This window comes from Humibacter soli (assembly GCF_054779035.1).
Map to the genome: position 1 here is coordinate 1942042 of NZ_BAAGYX010000001.1, position 17518 is coordinate 1959559.

Below are 17518 nucleotides of genomic sequence, written 5' to 3' on the forward strand. Positions count from 1 at the left end.
GGACAGTGAGAATAATAGTCGTATACGGCTATGTCCGCTAATGTGGGCCAATGCCGACCAATGCGCTCACCAACTCCCTCGTGCTCCCGATCCTGGGACTGGTGGCCGAGCAGCCCCGACACGCCTACGCCGTGTTCGGCGAACTGCGCACCCGATACGCCTACCTCGGCGTACGCAACTCGACCGTGTACACGCTGCTGAACACCCTCGTAGAGGCAGGCTGGCTGAGCACTGTGCCGCGAGCCGACGACCGACAGACTTTTCAGCTCACTCCGGCGGGCCGACAAGCCCTTGCCGAAAGGGTCGAGCACGAACTCCAAGACGGGGCACTCAGCGACCGCACCACATTCATGTCCGCGTTGGCGTACCTCGGAATCCTGGCTCCCATCCAAGCTGCAGCTGCCCTGCAACGACGCGTCGATCGCATCGAACGCGACCACGAGCTCCTCTCAATCGCGCTACAAGAGGCAGAAGGCATCCCTGAACTGCACATGATCGAAACCCACTACTACCTCGACCAACTCGACCACGAACGCTCCTGGCTGAACACGACCATCCGCCGCATCCAGACCAACACCCTCAACTGGCCCGGAGCAAACTAATCGCACCACCAAGCTCGCTCCACGACGAGACCCGCACGTCAACCAGCGCACCTGCTCACGAGGTCTGCCATCAATAGCGTTCCGCCGGCAACATCGACCGCGTCGCGGCAGCAGGGCGGACGGCGTTATTGGGAGATCGAGCCAGCGACCGGACGGACATGCGAACCAGGTTCGTCCTGTTGAGTGTCGGCGTCCCGTTTCATTTTCTGCGTCTGATGATCAGCACGATGTAGATCGCGGCGAATACCGCCACAAGAGCGCCGATGCTAATGCCCACGGTGGCTTCTCCCAGAGTCGAAGCGAGTGAACGCCTCCGATCGGTCCGCGGGGCCCACACGGCACGTGGTGGTCGGCCATGAGACCGCCCGCCTCTGTCGCGGCGCGGGTGGGAGCGGCGCCGAGGTTGTGGGTCGGTCGCGGGTCACAGCCACCCGTTTTCGTGGGCGATGCGGACGGCTTCGGCGCGGGTGCGGGCGTCGGTCTTGCCGATAGCGCTTGAGAGATAGTTGCGCACCGTGCCCTCGGACAGATGCAATTCGCGTGCGATGTCAGCAATCGTTCCACCCGACTGGGCAGCACGCAGCACATCGCTCTCCCGCTCACTGAGGGGGGACTCGCCGGCCACGAGGGATTCTGCGGCCAGTTCCGGGTCGATCACACGGATGCCGTTGGCCACGTCGCGCACTATCGCTGCCAGCCGTTTGGCAGGGGTGTCCTTGACCACGAAGCCGGTCACGCCGGCTCGCATCGCCCTTCTGAGATATCCAGGCCTTCCGAACGTCGTCACCATGAGCACGCGGACACTCGGCATCCGTTCGCGCAATTCCGCCGCAGCCGTGATGCCGTCGCCGCCCGGCATCTCCACGTCGAGCAGCGCAACATCCGGTCGTGTCTCGAGTGCGATCGTCACGATCTCATTGCCCCGTCCGACCTCAGCTACGACCTCAATGTCCGGCTCGAGCGACAGCATCGTGGCGAGAGCGCCGCGAACGAGGGCTTGATCGTCGGCCAGAAGCAGCCGCAGCGTGTGAGTCATGCTGACTCCGCTTGTTCGTCGTTCCCACTATCTCGACCGTCCAGACCTGGCGCCGTTCCGGGATATGTCGCGCCACGAATCATGCACAGTCGGAACCCACCGAGCTCGCTTCGCCCGGTCTCAATCTGCCAGCCGGCCATCTCTGCGCGTTCACGCAACCCCCGCAGCCCGTTTCCAAGCGAGGACTGCGGCACCGGCACGCGCGCTGGGCCTCGGCCGTCGTCGGCGACCTCCACGCGATCGGCCTCGAGAACGATGCGACAGATCCGCGCGTTCGAGTGCCGCAGCACATTCGTTACGCCCTCACGCACGAGCCATCCAGCGAGCTCCCGGTCATCGGCAGGCAGAGCCTCGACCGTGGTGGGGAACTCAGCCTCGATGCCTGCGCTGGTGAGCACGGACCGCGCATTCGCCAGTTCGGCGGCCACGCTCGTTCCCCGGTAACCCGCGACGGTGGTGCGTACGTCGGCCAGCGCGGCGCGGGCGAGTTGCTCGACGGCACCGGCCTCCTCACGTGCCTTCGCGGCGTCATTCGCGTCGATCAGCATGCCGGTGAGCTCTGCCTTGACCGCTATCGCGGTGAGCGAGTGGCCGAGGATGTCGTGCATGTCTCTGGCAACGCGTCCGCGCTCCTGCGCGACGGCGAGCTGTGCCAGTTCGTGCCGCGTCTGCTGGAGCTGCACGATCGATGCCGCCTGGCGAGAGAATGCCGACATCATGAGCGAGACGGATGCCACGATCGCCGGCAGCCATACGAGTTCGACTCCTCGCTCACCGCCCGCGTACTGGAATGCAAACGCCAGTACAGCGATGGCGAAGGTGAGAAACCCGGTCACCGCCGTGGTGTACATGCTGACGCCGACAACTATCGCGGCGAAGATCCAGAGTATGCAGATGTTCCACTGCAGCACCGGCCACATGGAGAACGGCAATGCTAGATAGCCGGCGCAGACCGCGAGTCGCAGACGCCGAGGAACCCGCCAGGTGAAGCCTGCCGCCACTGAACCTGCCGCCGCGATCACGATGACCATCACGGCGGCATAGGCGATAAGCCATGGCACATTGCTGTGAAAGTCGGCCGACACAACGAACGTCAGCGAGATCAGGATCGCTAGGAATCGGACGATGGAGCGGCGCCCGCCGCCGAAGACGATGGTGCCGCGGGGTGTGACGTTTCCCAGAACGGGAATCCTTGGGCCGCTGCGCAGGTCGAGGTCGGCCGGGGGTTCGGGCACCGGCACCTCGAGGTCGATCAGCTTCGATGACACTGTGCCCACAGTAGCCTGGGGCGCCTGCGCGAGCGTGGGGCGCATCCGTTCAGCCGCGCTTGGTGTCACGCCGGAACAGAAGCGCGGTACCGACCGCGAAGATCACGAGCCAGGCGAACGCGTTCAGCAGGGCGAGCACATCGAAGGCGTCGCCCGTGAGCGGCGCGCGTCCTAGCTCGCCGATGCCGTAGACCGGAGTCCACACGGCGATCTCGCGCATCACCTCGGGCATCTGTGTCACCGGGATGAACAGCCCGCCGAGGAACGACAGCAGCACGATGGCAAGGCTGACGAACTGCATGGCGTTCTCGCTCGGCACGAGATAGCCGATCATCAGGCCAAGCGCGGTGAACACGAGCGTGCCCAACAGCCAAACGGCGAGCCCCGAGAGCAGCCAGTCACCGACAGGCAGCCGCACACCGGTCAATGCGCCGACCACAAACGTCGCCGCCACGGCGATCAGGCCGACGACGAGACCGGCGATGATCTTGGTCGCCACGTTCGCGACCGCGCTCACCGGGGTGAGTCGCAGCTGTCGACTCCAGCCCTGGGTGCGCTCGATGGCAACAGACCCGCCTGCCGTAGTGGCCGACATCATGGCCCCGTACAGCGCCATGGAGACCATGATGTAGGCGGCGACCGAGACGCCGCCCTGAGCGACGGCGGTGTGTCCCAATGCCACGTTCCGTTGCGGATATCCGACCAAGAGGTAGAGCACGACGGGAAACACGACGGTGAGGGCCAGCGTGCGCCTGTTGCGCAGTTTGCGCTTGAGCTCGATCCACAGGTAAGTGAGGTTGAAGGCGCCAAACGGACGCACGCTGCGCTTCTCGGCGAGATCTGTCAAAGCGGTCATCGAAGTTCAAGCCTTCCGGGCGATGGTGGACAGCGGAGCAGGACGGTCGGCGTCATCGTCGCCGGTGAGGGCAACGAACGCGTCCTCAAGGTTGTGCGAGGTCACCTCGACGTCAACAGCAGCCGTCCGCGTGAGAAGGTAGCGGGCAGCGGAGTCTGAGTCCGTCGTCGTCACGATCACCACGTCTCCCCTGGTCTCGGCGGACGTGACACCGGGCAGCGCGTGCAGCGTCGCGACGTCGGCGCCGGGCAGGGTCGCGCGGACGACGCGTCCGGATGCCAGGTTCTTGATCTCGGCTGACGTGCCGTCGGCGACGATGCGCCCCTTGCGCACGAGCACGATGCGGTCGGCGTAGAGGTCTGCCTCCTCGAGGTAGTGCGTGGCGAACACGATCGTGCGGCCACGCGCGGCGTCCGCCCGAATGGCCTGCCAGAAGCTACGGCGTCCATCGACGTCCATACCCGTGGTGGGCTCGTCAAGGATAAGCAGGCCAGGGTCGGACAGAATGGCCAGCGCGAAGCGCAGCCGCTGCTGCTGCCCGCCGGAGCATTTGCCCACCCGTCGTTCGGCAATGTCGAGAATTCCGGCACGCTCAAGAACCTCGCTTACCGGGCTCGGCGCGGTGAAGAAACTTGCGGTCAGCGTGACCGTCTCGCGCACGGTCACGTCATTCAAGAGACCGCCCGTCTGCAGCACGGCCGAAACGAGGCCGCGGGCGATCGCAGACCGCGCGCTACCCCCGAAGATGCTCACCTCGCCGGCATCGGGTTGGCTGAGGCCCAGGAGCATGTCGATCGTGGTCGACTTTCCGGCCCCGTTCGGGCCGAGGAAGGCGACGATCTCGCCCGGAGCGATCTGCAGGTCGATGCCGTCGACGGCGAGCACCTGCCCGAAGCGCTTCGTAATGCCGCGCGCGTCGACTGCGAGAACGCGCCGGGACGCATCCGGAGAGCCATCCATCAGAAGGGGGTTCGTATTCATGCTCCCCACTCTCGAGGAGTACGTCCACATCGCCCGCACACGTCGATCACCGGAATCGCATGACATCCGTCACATCGAACTCGCCCCGAGTCATGTCCCCCAAGCGAGTCGAGGACAAACGATCGCGCACTCGCTGACGGCGTCGTCACACAGGTTGTGGGCACAATGTGGCACGAGGCGCGTCTACCTGAACGCGATACCCGGAACTTCCGCGTCATTCCGCGGTTTTCGCGACACTCATAATGGTGCCCCTGGAGGGACTCGAACCCCCAACCGTTTCCTTAGGACGGAACTGCTCTTCCATTGAGCTACAGAGGCTGGCCCGACAAGTTTAGCTGGCTAAATGTACCGGGGCCGACACCCGCGCTCATGCCGCCGGCGCGAGGTAGCCCTCCCACTCGGGCAGCGCGTGCTCGACGCCACGCACCATCCACGACGGGTCGTGGGGCATCCGTGGTGTGAACGGCAGCGCCCAGCCCATCTCGGCGGCCGTGCGGTCACCCTTGACGTTGTTGCAGCGCAGGCAGCAGGCAACTAGGTTGTCCCAGCTGTCGGCTCCCCCACGCGACTTCGGCAGAACGTGGTCGATCGTGGTCGCGGATCGGCTGCAGTAGGCGCAGCGGTGGCCATCCCGTCGCAGCACGCCCCGGCGAGACACCGGAACCGCGCGCCCGTGCGGCAGGTGAACGTAGCGGGTGAGCAGGATGACCGACGGTCTGTCATAGACCTCTGCTATGCCCCAGACCGGATGATCGGCATCCACCTCGACCACCGTCGCCTTCGAGTTCATCACGAGCGCCAGGGCTCGCTTGAAGCTCACGACGGCCAGCGGCTCGTATCCCGCGTTCAGCACCAACGTGCGCATCGACGTCCTTTCGATCGACCGGAATGGCTTCCCGGGTTCTCGCGCTCGTCTTCTTCAGGAACTCGTGAAGATCCCACAGGCAACAAAAAAGGCGCCGTCACGAAGACGACGCCTAGTGATTCCACGCACAGTGGTGGTGGAAGCAGTGGTGGCTGTGATGCCGCATGGTTCCCATGCGGGGGATCCTCTCGGGTTGATGAAGCAGACGAACGATGTCAGAGCATCAATCTAACGCAGGATCGGCGTACCACGCCCTTGTGGCACGCCGATCGCTGGCTGCGTCGCCTTGCAGACACCGAGATTTCACCTCGGCGTTCGCACGGTGGAATCAGATGCCGTAGCGCACGACCCAGAAGTCGTTGGTCCACAGCGGGCGAATGCTGATGCTGCGACCCACGTCGGGCGCGTCGAGGATGTTTCCGTTGCCCGCGTAGAAGCCGACGTGGGAACCCATCGCGATGATGTCGCCCGGCACGGCGTCGGCGAGCGAGATGCGTGTGCCGCCATCACTGATCGCTGTCGCGGAGTGCGGCAGCGAAACACCGAACTGCGCGTAGACGAACATCACGTATCCGGAGCAGTCGAAGCCCGCGGGTGTAGCGCCGCCGTACACGTAGGGCACGCCGATGTATTGCTGTGCGACGGCGAACACCTGCGCGAGGCTGAAGTTCGGGTACGGCGGGTTGCTCAGGTAGTCGGCCGCGCTCGGGCCGCTGTACGCCGCGGCGTAGGCCTGCATCTGCTTCGCGGCCGCCGCCTGCGCTGCCGCCGCCTCGGCCGCGGCCTTCTGGTCGGCGAGCTGCTGCTCGGTCGTCGCGCTGAACTTGTCACCGCTGACGGCCGGGGAGTCGATGACGTTGGAGACTCGAACGGTCTGCGAGTTGGTCTTCTTCAGGTTGTCGATGACCGAGGTGCCGAAGGATGCCTGGTTCGAGTTCGACGGATTGAACGCATAGGCAGGGATGGCGATCGTGGCGACGATTCCGCCTGCGAGGGCCATGACCGCGAGGTTGACGAGTCCACCTCTGATGCGACGCTTGCGCTTTGCGCTGGCCGGCGTCTTCGTGGCGGGCGTGGCCGCTGCGGTACGGGCCTGCAACGCGTGACCGCTGCGGGCGCGGTCCGACGATCTGAGGCTGCGACGCGACATCGTGGTCGCCTCGGTCGCTTGTGCGTCGGTCTCGCCTGAAGTACTCGGGTCGCGGTCTGGGGGGAAACCGCTGGTACCTAATGTTGCCAAGGTGTGAACCTCCGGCGTTCCTACGGCACTAGGTGAGCCGTCCCGTCCGAGATCTCAGAAGAGTTCGGTTTCTTCGGTTCAAGAGACGGGCTGGTGGAACGTCTTGAACCCGGCCCGTCGACCGGCTTCTGGTCTGTGGACTCGTAAGAGACTACGGGACCGTTATGGTTTTGTCACATCGTTTCCGAGCCCGGCGCAATGCACTGAAGATGTATCCGCGCCTGTGGACGCAGAGCCATTCCAACGGGGCTCATAGCCCCGCCGACGGTCCTTGAGCGTCTCCGAAAGCCTGCGATGGTCAGGCCGCGACGAAGATGTGGCTCGCGACCTCGTGAGGCAGCTCGATCGCCTCGGGATATCCGTCGATCTGCACAGCCACATAGGTGCCGGCTCGTGAGAACGATCCGGTCGACCCCGGAAAGACGCCCGCCTGACGCAGCTGTGCCAGCAGCTCGGGCTCGAACTGCACGGGTTCGCCCAGCCGCCTGATCGTGGCCGTGACTGGCTGGTCGGCCTCCGCCGTGACATCCACGATGTTGCGCACACCGTCGAGGAACACGCGGTGCAGACCGATGCCTTGGTCTTCGATGCGCGGAATGGGTGTGCCGTACGGCGTCTCGGTGGGATGCCCGAGGATGTCGAGGATCTTGTGCTCGACCTGCTCGCTCATCACATGCTCCCAGCGGCATGCTTCCTCGTGCACGTATTCCCATTCGAGACCGATCACGTCGGAGAGCAGCCGCTCGGCCAACCGGTGCTTGCGCATCACGTGCACGGCTCTGCGCCGACCCTCCGGGGTGAGCTCGAGGTGACGATCGCCAGAGACCACGACAAGACCGTCACGCTCCATGCGCGCAACGGTCTGCGACACGGTCGGCCCCGAATGACCGAGCCGCTCCGAGATGCGCGCCCTCAGAGGAACGATGTCCTCTTCCTCCAGATCGAGGATGGTGCGCAGATACATCTCGGTGGTGTCGACGAGATCGGTCATCGTTTCCCCTAGTGCTCCGTTGCCGGCGCCCTGCGCCGACCAGATCAGCCTACCGGCGCGCGATCATCCACACTGAACGCGCGGTCCGGCCCCTCGCGGCGCTGTCTGGCCCCTCACTGCGCTGGCTAGACTCGACGGCATGCCAACGGTCGCGATTCCCGAGTCCCTTCTGCCCGCAGACGGCCGCTTCGGCAGCGGCCCGTCGAGGGTGCGCCCGGCCCAGGTAGCCGCTCTCGTCGAGGCGCAGTCCTCTCTTCTCGGCACGTCTCACCGGCAGGCGCCGGTGCGCGCCCTCGTCGGGCGTGTGCGCGAGGGGCTCGAGACGTTGTTCGACATCCCCGAGGGCTACGAGGTGATCCTCGGCAACGGCGGATCGAGCGCCTTCTGGGATGCCGCCGCGTTCGGCCTCATCGAGAACCGCTCGGAGAACCTCGTCTACGGCGAGTTCAGCCAGAAATTCGCCAAGGCGGCGAGCGCACCCTGGCTGCAGGCTCCGCACGTGATCGACGCCCCCGTCGGCTCACGCAGCGCGCCGCAGCCGGTCGAAGGCGTCGACGTCTACGCCTGGCCGCACAACGAGACCTCCACCGGGGTCATGGCGCCGGTGCGCAGGGTGAACGGCGACCCCGGCGCGCTCACCGTCATCGACGCGACAAGCGCAGCGGGCGGAATCGACTTCACGGCATCCGAGGCGGATGTCTACTACTTCGCGCCGCAGAAGAACTTCGCATCGGACGGCGGGCTGTGGCTCGCCCTGTTCTCGCCGGCGGCTTTGGAGCGCGTGGAGCGCATCGCGGCGTCCGACCGCTACATCCCCGAGTTCTTGAGCATCAAGCAGGCAGTCGACAACTCCCGCCTGAACCAGACGCTGAACACCCCGGCGCTCGCAACGCTGATCATGCTCGACGAGCAGATCACCTGGATCAACGACGGCGGCGGCCTCGCATGGGCGTCGGCGCGCACCAGCGAGTCGTCCTCCGCCCTGTACGACTGGGCCGAGTCGGTCGAGTATGCGCATCCGTTCGTCGAGAACCCCGACCACCGCTCGCAGGTTGTCGTCACGATCGACTTCGACGATGTGGATGCCGCGCGCATCGCGTCCGTCCTCCGCGAGAACGGCGTCGTCGACACGGAGCCGTACCGCAAGCTCGGCCGCAACCAGCTGCGCGTCGCGACGTTCGCCGCCGTCGAGCCGGACGACGTGCGTCAGCTCATCAGGTCGATCGAGTACGTCGTCGAGCACATCGCGTAAACATGTCGCCGAACTCCGCTGGTCGAGTAGCGCGCCGCGCAGCGGCCCGCGTATCGAGACCCGTTCCGCCGGGTGTCGGGTCTCGATACGCGACGACCTACGGTCGGCGCTATTCGACCAGCGAGGTACGGCCACGAGGGAGGGCAGCACGATGAGGCTCTGGCTTCGCGACAGCGAACGGCTGCCCGACCCGCCGCCCGTCAAGACCGACGATCGCGTGGCGATCGGCACCGGCCTCGCACTCTGGGTGGTCGCGGCTGTCGTCGCGATAGTGCTGTCGCCTCAGCTGAACGCGTCAGGCGCCGGCTGGGTCATCCCCACGACCATCGTGGGCATCGTGCTCGGTCTCATCGGCCTCGTCTACGCCCAGTTCCGCCGCAGGCGCGCCCGCCGCATCACCCTCGAAGGCTCCGGAGTCGGAGACTCCGGGTTCGGAGACACCGGGTTCGAGCGACGCTGACTCCGCTCCCGTGATGTCATCGGCCTCGAGATCGATGTCGTCGTCGCCGTTCTCGTCGTGCAAATCGATGTCGATGCCGTCGAGTTCGTCGTCGCCGAAGTCGTCGTCCGAGTCATCCTCGTCGTCGTCATCATCGCTGACGTCGTCTTCGTCCTCGTCGTCGGATGCACCGTCGTCGGTCTCGAGGCCCGCCGCACGTGCCGCCTCCTGGGCCGCCTGGTACTCCGCGAGCCGCTCGGACCACGGCACCCAGTCCGGGGCGAGCAGCGCCTGCTCGCCCGGCAGCAGCTCGGCCTCGAGCACGACCGGCTCCGCTTCGCCGTCCACGCGTGCGAGCGTCACGGTCCAGTGCCATCCGGGATACCCGGGAAGGGTGCACTCGAAGAGCAGAGAGAGCACACGCTCGCCCTCGACGACGTGTCCCGCGATCGGTCCGATGCTCGACTCCGTCGTGATCTCCACGAGGGCGTTGCGCGCGAGCTCGTGGGCCTCGAGCAGTCGCTGGTCGGCGACGGCAGGTTCGGTCGGCGTGGCGACGTCGACAGGCATCTGCGCCTGAGCGCCATCGACAGCCCTGTCCTCGACCGTGGCGTCCTCGACCGGGATCTCGGGTTGCTCAGGCATCCAGATCGTCCGCCACACGGCGCAGCACCGCCGCGATCTTGCGGCCGTGCGCGGCATCCGGGTACCGGCCCCGCCTGAGTCCTGTGCCGATGCCGTCGAGCAGCTTCACGAGGTCCTCGATGATCACGGCCATGTCGTCAGCGGACTTGCGGTTCATCTTGGACAGGCTCGGCCTGCTCTCGAGCACGCGCACCGAGAGCGCCTGGGCTCCGCGCTTGCCGTCGGCGACGCCGAACTCCAGCCGCGTGCCGGCTTTCACAACGGCACCGGCAGGCAGCGCAGAGGCGTGCAGGAAGACCTCGCCACCGCCGTCTTGCGCGATGAAGCCGAAGCCTTTCTCCTCGTCGTAGAACTTGACCTTGCCGGTAGGCATGGGAACCTCTTTCGGGCTGGGGGTGTTACATCTGCAACGTCAATTATCCTTGATTCCGTGACGGAGACGACTTCTCAGCCCGCATCGCGCCTTCAGCGCACGCTGGCATTCACCGCAGCAGGGCTGGTGATCGTCTCGATCGTCTGCTTTTTCGTGCTGATGATCGGAACTTGGCTCGGCGCGGGCCCCGCCCAAGGCTCGGGCAAGGGCATCTGGCCCACCATCGAGCTGCTGCCGCTCGCGGCGCTCCCGCTCGCGTTCGTGCTGATCATGGTGCTCCTGGTCGTGAACCTGGTCAGCAGGAGCAAGCAGAACCGAGCGTCCGAACGCTAGGCCGCGCGGAGCACCCGGGTGATGGAGCCTGAGCCGAGATGACCAGCACACTGACGCTGGCCGCTCGGCTGGGCGGCCTCGACGATGACAGCCTGCACGATCTGATCGGTGCGCGAGGCGTCGGGCGCGCGCGTATCGAGGACTTCTTCGACCTCGCTGACGCTCTGCTCGAGCCGCCGTCCGTTCAGCACGCCCTCGCACCTTTGCCGCGTTCGACGCTCGCGGTGCTTGCCGCGATCATCGAGGCCGACAGCTCGGCCGACGCGGACGAGGTGCTGACGCGGCTGCACGAGTGGGGCGATGCGGATGCGTCTGCCGAGGCTGTCACCGATGCGCTCGACGTACTCGTCGATGTGTTCCTCGCCGAACGCGTCGACGGTGGTGTCGCGGTCTACCCGGCGGTCGCGTCGCGCTTCGTCTCCTGGGCGGAGGGCGAAGGGCTCTCGGGGCGCAAGCTCGCCGCCTCCGGCAAGCCGGCGGCACTGTCCGCGGTGCCGGACGTCGACCGCCGGTTCGTCGACAAGCTGTCGGCCGAGCGTGCCTTCATCGCGGCAGGGGCCGTCGCGGAGTTCGTCTACGAGCTGGAGCGCGAACCGGCACGAGAGCTGCAGAAGGGCGGGCTCGCGTTGCCTGATACCCGCCGCATCGCGTCGGCGCTCGGAGTCGAGGCCGACGCGGTTCCGACGGTGCACTGGCTGGCCGTCGGCTGCGATCTCGTGGTGCGGGAGGGCTCCCTCTGGCTGCCGACCGACGAAGCTGAGGCCTGGGCCCAGCTGGGCACACCCGAGAGATGGTCTCGCCTGGCGGCTACCTGGCTCGATTCGGTACCCCTCGACATCCGCCAGCTCATGGTCGAGCGAACGCGTGCCTCGTGGGGCGATGCGCTCCGCGGCTACGCCAGATGGCGCTACCCGGCAGCCGACGCGACTCTCGACCGCAGGGTCAACGAGGTGGAGACCCACGCCGAGTTCCTCGGCATCACAGCCGGCACGGCTCCGAGCACGGCAGGGGTGAAGCTGCTGGAGTCCGGTGCGGATGACGCCGCACGGGTCATCCGAGCCGCATTCCCTGCTGAGGTGGACCGCGTCTACGTGCAACACGACCTGTCGATCGTGGCGCCAGGTCCGCTCACGCCGTCGCTGGACGCCCGGCTGCGCACGCTGGCCGACGTGGAGGGCACGGGGCTGGCGACCAGCTTCCGCATCTCCCCGTCGTCACTGCATCGCGCGATCGCGATGGGTGAGACAGCCGGATCGCTGCGCGAGTTCATCGAGTCGATCTCGCTCACCGGGCTTCCGCAACCGGTCTCCTACCTCATCGACGAGGCGGCATCGCGCTACGGACGGGTGCGCGTGCGAGGAGTCGAGACCGGATCGCTGGTGCACTCGGCCGACGGGCAGCTGCTGCGCACGATCGATGTCGATCAGAGCCTTGCCGCCCTCGGTCTTCGCCAGCAGTCGGAAGGCGAGCTCGTGAGCCGCTTCCCGCTCGATGTCGTCTACTGGGCGCTGGTCGACGCGCACTACCCCGTGGTAGCGGAAGACGACAGAGGAACCCAGCTGCGGGTGCGACGCAGGCTCGGGCACACCGAACCTCGCGAGACGACGGACACGGCCCAGGTGCTCGTGCAACGTCTGCGCACCGCTGAGCGCGCTGACGGCGAGGAGGGCACGCAGGCCTGGCTGAACCGACAACTGGAGTCCGCGGTGCGCTCCCGCACGACGGTCACCGTCACGGTCGCCCTCCCCAACGGACACGAGCAGGACTACACGCTCGAACCGACAGGGCTGGGCGGCGGAAGGCTGCGAGGGCGCGACAGGGCGAGCGACATCGAGCGCACTCTCCCCGTCTCCAGCATCCGCAGCGTGCAGTTGTCGTAGCTCCTCCACAGCCTGCGCCGCAGTCGAGCCGTCGTTGAGGCAGCCGACATAGACTCGTCTGTTATGTCTGACGGCCCCCTGATCGTGCAAAGCGACCGCACCGTGCTGCTCGAGGTCGCTCATCCCCAGGCTGAGGATGCCCGCCACGACCTCGCCATCTTCGCGGAGCTGGAACGCGCACCGGAGCACATCCACACGTACCGCATCACGCGGCTGGGCCTGTGGAACGCCCGCGCTGCCGGGCACGAGGCCTCCGACATGCTCGGCACCCTCGAGAGGTACTCGAAGTTCCCCATTCCGCAGACCGTCGCCATCGACATCCAGGAGACGGTCGCACGCTACGGCAGGCTCGTGATCGAGCGCGACGACGAGGGCGTGCTCGTCCTGCGCAGTGACGACGAAGCTGTGCTGCGGGAGGTGTCGGGCGCGAAGCGCGTCTCGCCCCTGCTGCTCGAACGGCGGGAGGGCGGCGGTTTCGTCGTCGCGGCGTGGGCTCGTGGCCAGCTCAAACAGGAGCTCGTCAAGCTCGGATGGCCGGCAGAGGACCTCGCCGGGTACACTCCCGGCACCCCGCACGAGATCGCCCTCGACACGACCGATTGGCACCTGCGCGACTACCAGGCCAAGGCTGTCGACGACTTCTTCCAGGGCGGCTCGGGCGTCGTCGTGCTCCCCTGCGGCGCCGGAAAGACGCTGGTCGGTGCCGGGGCGATGGCCACGGCGAAGACCACGACGCTCATCCTCGTGACGAACACCGTGTCGGCACGGCAATGGCGGGACGAGCTGCTGCGCCGCACCTCACTCACCGCTGAGGAGATCGGCGAGTACTCGGGTCAGGTCAAAGAGGTCAGGCCTGTCACGATCGCCACGTACCAGATCCTCACTGCGAAGCGGAAGGGCGAGTACGCGCACCTCAGCCTGCTCGACGCGCTCGATTGGGGCCTCATCATCTACGACGAGGTGCACCTACTTCCCGCTCCGGTGTTCAAGCTCACCGCGGAGCTGCAGGCCAGGAGGCGCCTCGGCCTCACTGCGACGCTGGTGCGTGAGGATGGCCGGGAGGGTGACGTCTTCTCCCTGATCGGCCCCAAGCGGTTCGATGCTCCGTGGAAGGAGATCGAGTCCCAGGGCTTCATCTCCCCCGCCGCGTGCTACGAGGTGCGCATCGATCTGCCCGCGTCGGACCGGCTCTCCTACGCTGCGGCGGCGGATGACGAACGGTACCGACTCGCGGCCACGGCACCCGCCAAGCTCGACGTCGTGAAGGCCCTGGTCCGGCGGCACGCCGGCGAGCGCATCCTGGTGATCGGGCAGTACCTCGACCAGATCGACGAGCTGGCGGGTGCCCTCGACGCGCCATCGCTCACCGGCTCGACGCCGGTCGACGAACGGGAACGGCTCTACCAGGAGTTCCGCGAGGGCACGACGCCCGTGCTCGTCGTGAGCAAGGTCGCGAACTTCTCCGTCGACCTGCCGGAGGCCACAGTCGCCATCCAGGTCAGTGGCTCGTTCGGCTCACGCCAGGAGGAGGCTCAGCGGCTCGGCCGCCTGCTGCGCCCCAAGGAGTCGGGGCTCTCCGCCAACTTCTACACCCTCGTGGCTCGCGACACCGTCGACCAGGACTTCGCGCAGAACCGCCAGCGGTTCCTCGCCGAGCAGGGCTACGCCTACTCGATCGTCGACGCCCACGAGCTCGCGGCCTGAGCAACTCCGCTACTCGACCAGCGGTCCGCGCCCACGTAGATACCGCAGCAGAAGCGTGTCATCAGACCGCAGCACCTGCTCAAGCCGCAGATCGACCACGCACTCTTCTCCGCCGATGATGCGCTGGCCGGCTCCACCCTCCAGCACGGGGCTCACCGTGAGGCACAGCTCGTCGAACGTGCCCTGACGGGCGAACGTGCCGAACAGGTGCGGTCCGCCCTCGCAGTGCACCCGGGTGAGGGCGCGCTGAGCCAGCTCATCAAGCGCAGAGCCCGTGTCGAAGGATGCCTCGCCGCACACGATCACGTCCGCCACCTTCGCGACTCGTTCACGGGCATCCACCGGGGACGCGCCCGTCGTGAACACGATCGGGCGAACCGGGGCCTTGGTGAACACGTGACTCTCCGGGTCCAGCGCCAGATTGCCCGACACGATCGCGAGCGTCGGCTGAGGCGCATAGCCGTGCTCGGAGCGCCAGCGCTCGGCGACGTCGTCGAGCATCATGCCGCCGTAGCCCTCGGCTCTCACTGTGCCCGCACCGACCACGATCACGTCGCAAGGGCGGCGCAACAGGGCGAAGACGCGCTTGTCCGCGGCGTCAGACAGCCCGCCCGACCGGCCTGCCAGGGTCGCGGCGCCGTCCGCCGAGGTCACGAAGTTCACGCGCACCCAGCGATCGCCGGGGCCAAGCCGATGGGTGCCCCGCTCCCCCGGCTGTCGCTCGTACGCCTCGAGGATCGCGTCGTCGTCGAGCTCCCCGGTCTGGGCGGGCGCGATCATCTGGATCGCTCCTTCATTCCTCATTGAAGTCCCCCATGTTGTGCTTCAGATGCGCCGGCTCCCGGAGTCCCAGGATCGCCTCGGTCATCCGCACCGCCGCCACGGACTCGCGCACATTGTGCATCCGCAGCACCCGCGCACCCTGCGCGACGCAGAACACGGCGGCAGCCAGCGATCCCTCCAGACGGTCTCCACGCTCGGCATCCAGCGTCTCTCCGATGAAGTCCTTGTTCGACACGGCGGCGAGCGCCGGCAGCCCGAGCGACGCGATCTCGTCGAATCGCCTGGTGATCTCCAGGGTGTGCAGGGTGTTCTTGTTGAGGTCGTGGCCCGGGTCGATCACGATGCGCGATTCCGGGACGCCGAGCGAAACGGCCAGGTCGACCCGCCCCCGCAGGAATGCGACGACGTCGGCGACGACGTCGTCGTAGTGCGGCCGTGGGTACACCGTGCGCGGCTTCGCGAGGCTGTGGGTGATCACGAGCGTCGCCGCGCTGTCGGCGACCACCCGTGCCAGCTCCGGATCATGGATGCCCGTGGTGTCGTTGACCACGTCCGCTCCCGCGGCGATCGCGTGCCTGGCCACCTCCGCCTGGAACGTATCGACAGAGATGACGACGTCGGACTCCCTCCGCACCGCCTCGATCACCGGGACGACGCGGGCGATCTCGTCTTCGACGGGAAGTTCCGGACCGGGCTTGAACGGCACCCCGCCGATGTCGATCCAGTCGGCGCCCGCCTCGACGGCGGCGAGGCACGCCCGCACCGCGGCATCGAGCCCGAACGTGGCTCCGCGGTCGTAGAACGAGTCGGGCGTGCGGTTCACGACGGCCATCACTGCGACGCGGCGTGAGAAGTCGAATGTGCGGGCGCCGATCGTGCGCTGCGGCGTGCGCAGCGGCGGCAGCCAGACGCTCACGCGTCGGCCAGGAGGTCGCCGAGCGGCACGGTTGAGTCGGCGAGCCGCGACTCGTCGACCGCCCGCTCCGAGCGGATCAGCGCCTGCACGTCGCCGTTCACGTCCCAGACGTTCACGTTCATGCCCGCGACCACGCGACCCTCCGATGTCACCCAAAACGAGACGAACTCCCGCGCGGCGACATCGCCGCGGTAGACGACGTGTTTGCCATCCAGCAGCGGCGCATACCCGGAGTACTCCATGCCCAGGTCGAACTGGTCCGTATAGAAGTAGGGGATGTCGTCGTAGTCGACTCCCCTGTCGAGCATGTTCTGCGCAGCGGCCTTTCCGGTGCCGATGGCGTTCGCCCAGTGCTCGCTGCGCAGCCGCCGGCGCACGACCGGGTGGTAGGGGTTCGCCACGTCGCCCGCCGCGAAGACCCCATCGGCACCCGTGTGCATCCCGGCGTCGACGAGCACACCGCCATCCACCTCGAGCCCGGCGTCCTCGGCCAGACCGACCAGCGGCACGGCACCCGCGCCGACCACCACAACGTCGGCATCCACGACGCCGCCCGTATGCTCGACGCCCGTCACCCGACCGTCGGCCGTGCGGAAGCCCGTCGCCTCCACGCTGCGCAGGATGCCCACCCCGTGCTCCTCGTGCAGGCTCGCGAACACCTCGCCGAGCTCATCCCCGAGCGCCGACGACAGCGGCACCCGTGTGCGCGAGAGCACGGTGACCTCGTTGCCGAACGCACGCGCATTCGCCGCGACCTCCATGCCGATCCAGCCCGAGCCGATCACGACGACGCGCTTGTCGCCGGTCGAGATCGCATCGTGGATGCCCCGCGAGTCCTCGATCGTCCGCAGGTAGTGGATGCCCGCAGCGTCCGATCTCGGAAGGTCCAGTCTGCGCGGCGTCGCTCCCGTCGCGATCAGCAGCCGGTCGAACGGGACGGCGTCCCCACCTTCCAGGCGCACCGACCTTGCGTCCAGGTCGAGTGCGTGCGCGTGCTGGCCTGAGCGAACCTCGACGTCGTGCTCCGCCCACCATGCGGCATCCTGCACCCAGACCTCGGAGTCGTCGAGCGAGGCGAGGTAGGCCTTGGAGAGCGGAGGTCGCGCATACGGCTTGTGCGCCTCGCCTGCGATCAGCGTGATGTGACCGTCGAAGCCTTCCTCACGAAGGGTGACGGCCGCCGTGCCCGCGGTGAGACCGCCGCCCACGATGACGAACTCCGGTGTTGACATGGTTGCCTCCTGACGCGACGGGATGGATCTCGACGCTCGTGCTCCTCTCGATTCTTCTGTACGAGCCCGGGTCGTGGTGCCGAGATTTCCAGCAGTCCCCCTGCGCGCGCACCATCCACGAG

Annotated in this window: 17 protein-coding genes, 1 tRNA gene and 1 pseudogene; 6 read left to right on the plus strand and 13 right to left on the minus strand. The window is 67.1% G+C overall.

The window, feature by feature from the left end:
• Positions 1-50 precede the first annotated feature (50 nt).
• Positions 51-602 (plus strand): PadR family transcriptional regulator, encoded by a 552-nt coding sequence (locus ACYVDN_RS09065; RefSeq protein ID WP_460570578.1) that lies wholly within the window; start codon positions 51-53, stop codon positions 600-602.
• Between the two features lie 421 nt (positions 603-1023).
• On the opposite strand, the gene ACYVDN_RS09070 is transcribed toward ACYVDN_RS09065, so the two are convergent.
• The 8 genes from ACYVDN_RS09070 to ACYVDN_RS09105 form a co-directional block, all read right to left on the minus strand.
• The gene (locus ACYVDN_RS09070; protein WP_460570580.1) at positions 1024-1638 is read right to left on the minus strand and encodes a response regulator transcription factor; all 615 of its coding nucleotides are present in this window, start codon (positions 1636-1638) and stop codon (positions 1024-1026) included.
• Positions 1635-2906: a sensor histidine kinase gene (locus ACYVDN_RS09075; protein WP_460570582.1), complete on the minus strand. Its 1272-nt coding sequence runs from the start codon at positions 2904-2906 to the stop codon at positions 1635-1637. Before ACYVDN_RS09075 ends, ACYVDN_RS09070 begins: the two co-directional genes overlap by 4 nt.
• A gap of 49 nt (positions 2907-2955) precedes the next feature.
• A complete protein-coding gene (locus ACYVDN_RS09080; protein ID WP_460570584.1) occupies positions 2956-3762 on the minus strand; it encodes an ABC transporter permease in 807 nt (268 codons plus the stop codon).
• A 6-nt stretch (positions 3763-3768) separates the two neighbouring features.
• Entirely contained in the window at positions 3769-4743 is a 975-nt protein-coding gene (locus tag ACYVDN_RS09085) for an ABC transporter ATP-binding protein (RefSeq protein ID WP_460570586.1), read from the minus strand.
• 243 nt (positions 4744-4986) lie between these two features.
• Positions 4987-5061 (minus strand) — tRNA-Arg (locus tag ACYVDN_RS09090).
• Positions 5062-5110: 49 nt separating this feature from the next.
• Complete coding sequence (locus tag ACYVDN_RS09095) at positions 5111-5608, minus strand: HNH endonuclease (protein WP_460570588.1); 498 nt, start codon at positions 5606-5608, stop codon at positions 5111-5113.
• A 328-nt stretch (positions 5609-5936) separates the two neighbouring features.
• A complete protein-coding gene (locus ACYVDN_RS09100) occupies positions 5937-6758 on the minus strand; it encodes a C40 family peptidase (RefSeq protein WP_460570590.1) in 822 nt (273 codons plus the stop codon).
• Positions 6759-7146: 388 nt separating this feature from the next.
• Positions 7147-7839 (minus strand): metal-dependent transcriptional regulator, encoded by a 693-nt coding sequence (locus ACYVDN_RS09105; protein WP_460570592.1) that lies wholly within the window; start codon positions 7837-7839, stop codon positions 7147-7149.
• 139 nt (positions 7840-7978) lie between these two features.
• Between ACYVDN_RS09105 and serC the strand changes: the two genes are divergently transcribed.
• Positions 7979-9091, plus strand: coding sequence for a PLP-dependent aminotransferase family protein (serC, locus tag ACYVDN_RS09110; protein WP_460570594.1), 1113 nt, complete (start codon positions 7979-7981; stop codon positions 9089-9091).
• A 151-nt stretch (positions 9092-9242) separates the two neighbouring features.
• A pseudogene (locus ACYVDN_RS09115) lies at positions 9243-9425 on the plus strand (DUF2530 domain-containing protein); the annotation flags it as partial.
• Here ACYVDN_RS09115 and ACYVDN_RS09120 read toward each other — a convergent pair.
• Complete coding sequence (locus tag ACYVDN_RS09120; RefSeq protein WP_460570596.1) at positions 9387-10175, minus strand: DUF3027 domain-containing protein; 789 nt, start codon at positions 10173-10175, stop codon at positions 9387-9389. The pseudogene ACYVDN_RS09115 and the gene ACYVDN_RS09120 sit on opposite strands and share 39 nt — an antisense overlap.
• A complete protein-coding gene (locus ACYVDN_RS09125; protein ID WP_460570598.1) occupies positions 10168-10548 on the minus strand; it encodes a cold-shock protein in 381 nt (126 codons plus the stop codon). The genes ACYVDN_RS09120 and ACYVDN_RS09125 overlap by 8 nt, the downstream gene beginning before the upstream one ends.
• 57 nt (positions 10549-10605) lie before the next feature.
• On the opposite strand from ACYVDN_RS09125, the gene ACYVDN_RS09130 reads away from it, so the two are divergent.
• The 3 genes from ACYVDN_RS09130 (at position 10606) to ACYVDN_RS09140 (ending at position 14465) form a co-directional block, all read left to right on the plus strand.
• A complete protein-coding gene (locus tag ACYVDN_RS09130) occupies positions 10606-10881 on the plus strand; it encodes a hypothetical protein (RefSeq protein ID WP_460570600.1) in 276 nt (91 codons plus the stop codon).
• A 38-nt stretch (positions 10882-10919) separates the two neighbouring features.
• Entirely contained in the window at positions 10920-12761 is a 1842-nt protein-coding gene (locus ACYVDN_RS09135; RefSeq protein ID WP_460570602.1) for a helicase-associated domain-containing protein, read from the plus strand.
• A 63-nt stretch (positions 12762-12824) separates the two neighbouring features.
• Positions 12825-14465 (plus strand): DEAD/DEAH box helicase, encoded by a 1641-nt coding sequence (locus ACYVDN_RS09140; protein WP_460570604.1) that lies wholly within the window; start codon positions 12825-12827, stop codon positions 14463-14465.
• A 9-nt stretch (positions 14466-14474) separates the two neighbouring features.
• Here the strand turns inward: ACYVDN_RS09140 and ACYVDN_RS09145 are convergent, their stop codons facing one another.
• The 3 genes from ACYVDN_RS09145 to ACYVDN_RS09155 are packed head-to-tail and all read right to left on the minus strand — an operon-like array spanning position 14475 to position 17396.
• Complete coding sequence (locus tag ACYVDN_RS09145; RefSeq protein ID WP_460570606.1) at positions 14475-15245, minus strand: pyrimidine reductase family protein; 771 nt, start codon at positions 15243-15245, stop codon at positions 14475-14477.
• A 13-nt stretch (positions 15246-15258) separates the two neighbouring features.
• Positions 15259-16164 (minus strand): dihydropteroate synthase, encoded by a 906-nt coding sequence (gene folP / locus ACYVDN_RS09150; protein WP_460570608.1) that lies wholly within the window; start codon positions 16162-16164, stop codon positions 15259-15261.
• The gene (locus ACYVDN_RS09155) at positions 16161-17396 is read right to left on the minus strand and encodes an NAD(P)/FAD-dependent oxidoreductase (RefSeq protein WP_460570610.1); all 1236 of its coding nucleotides are present in this window, start codon (positions 17394-17396) and stop codon (positions 16161-16163) included. Before ACYVDN_RS09155 ends, folP begins: the two co-directional genes overlap by 4 nt.
• Positions 17397-17518 lie beyond the last annotated feature (122 nt).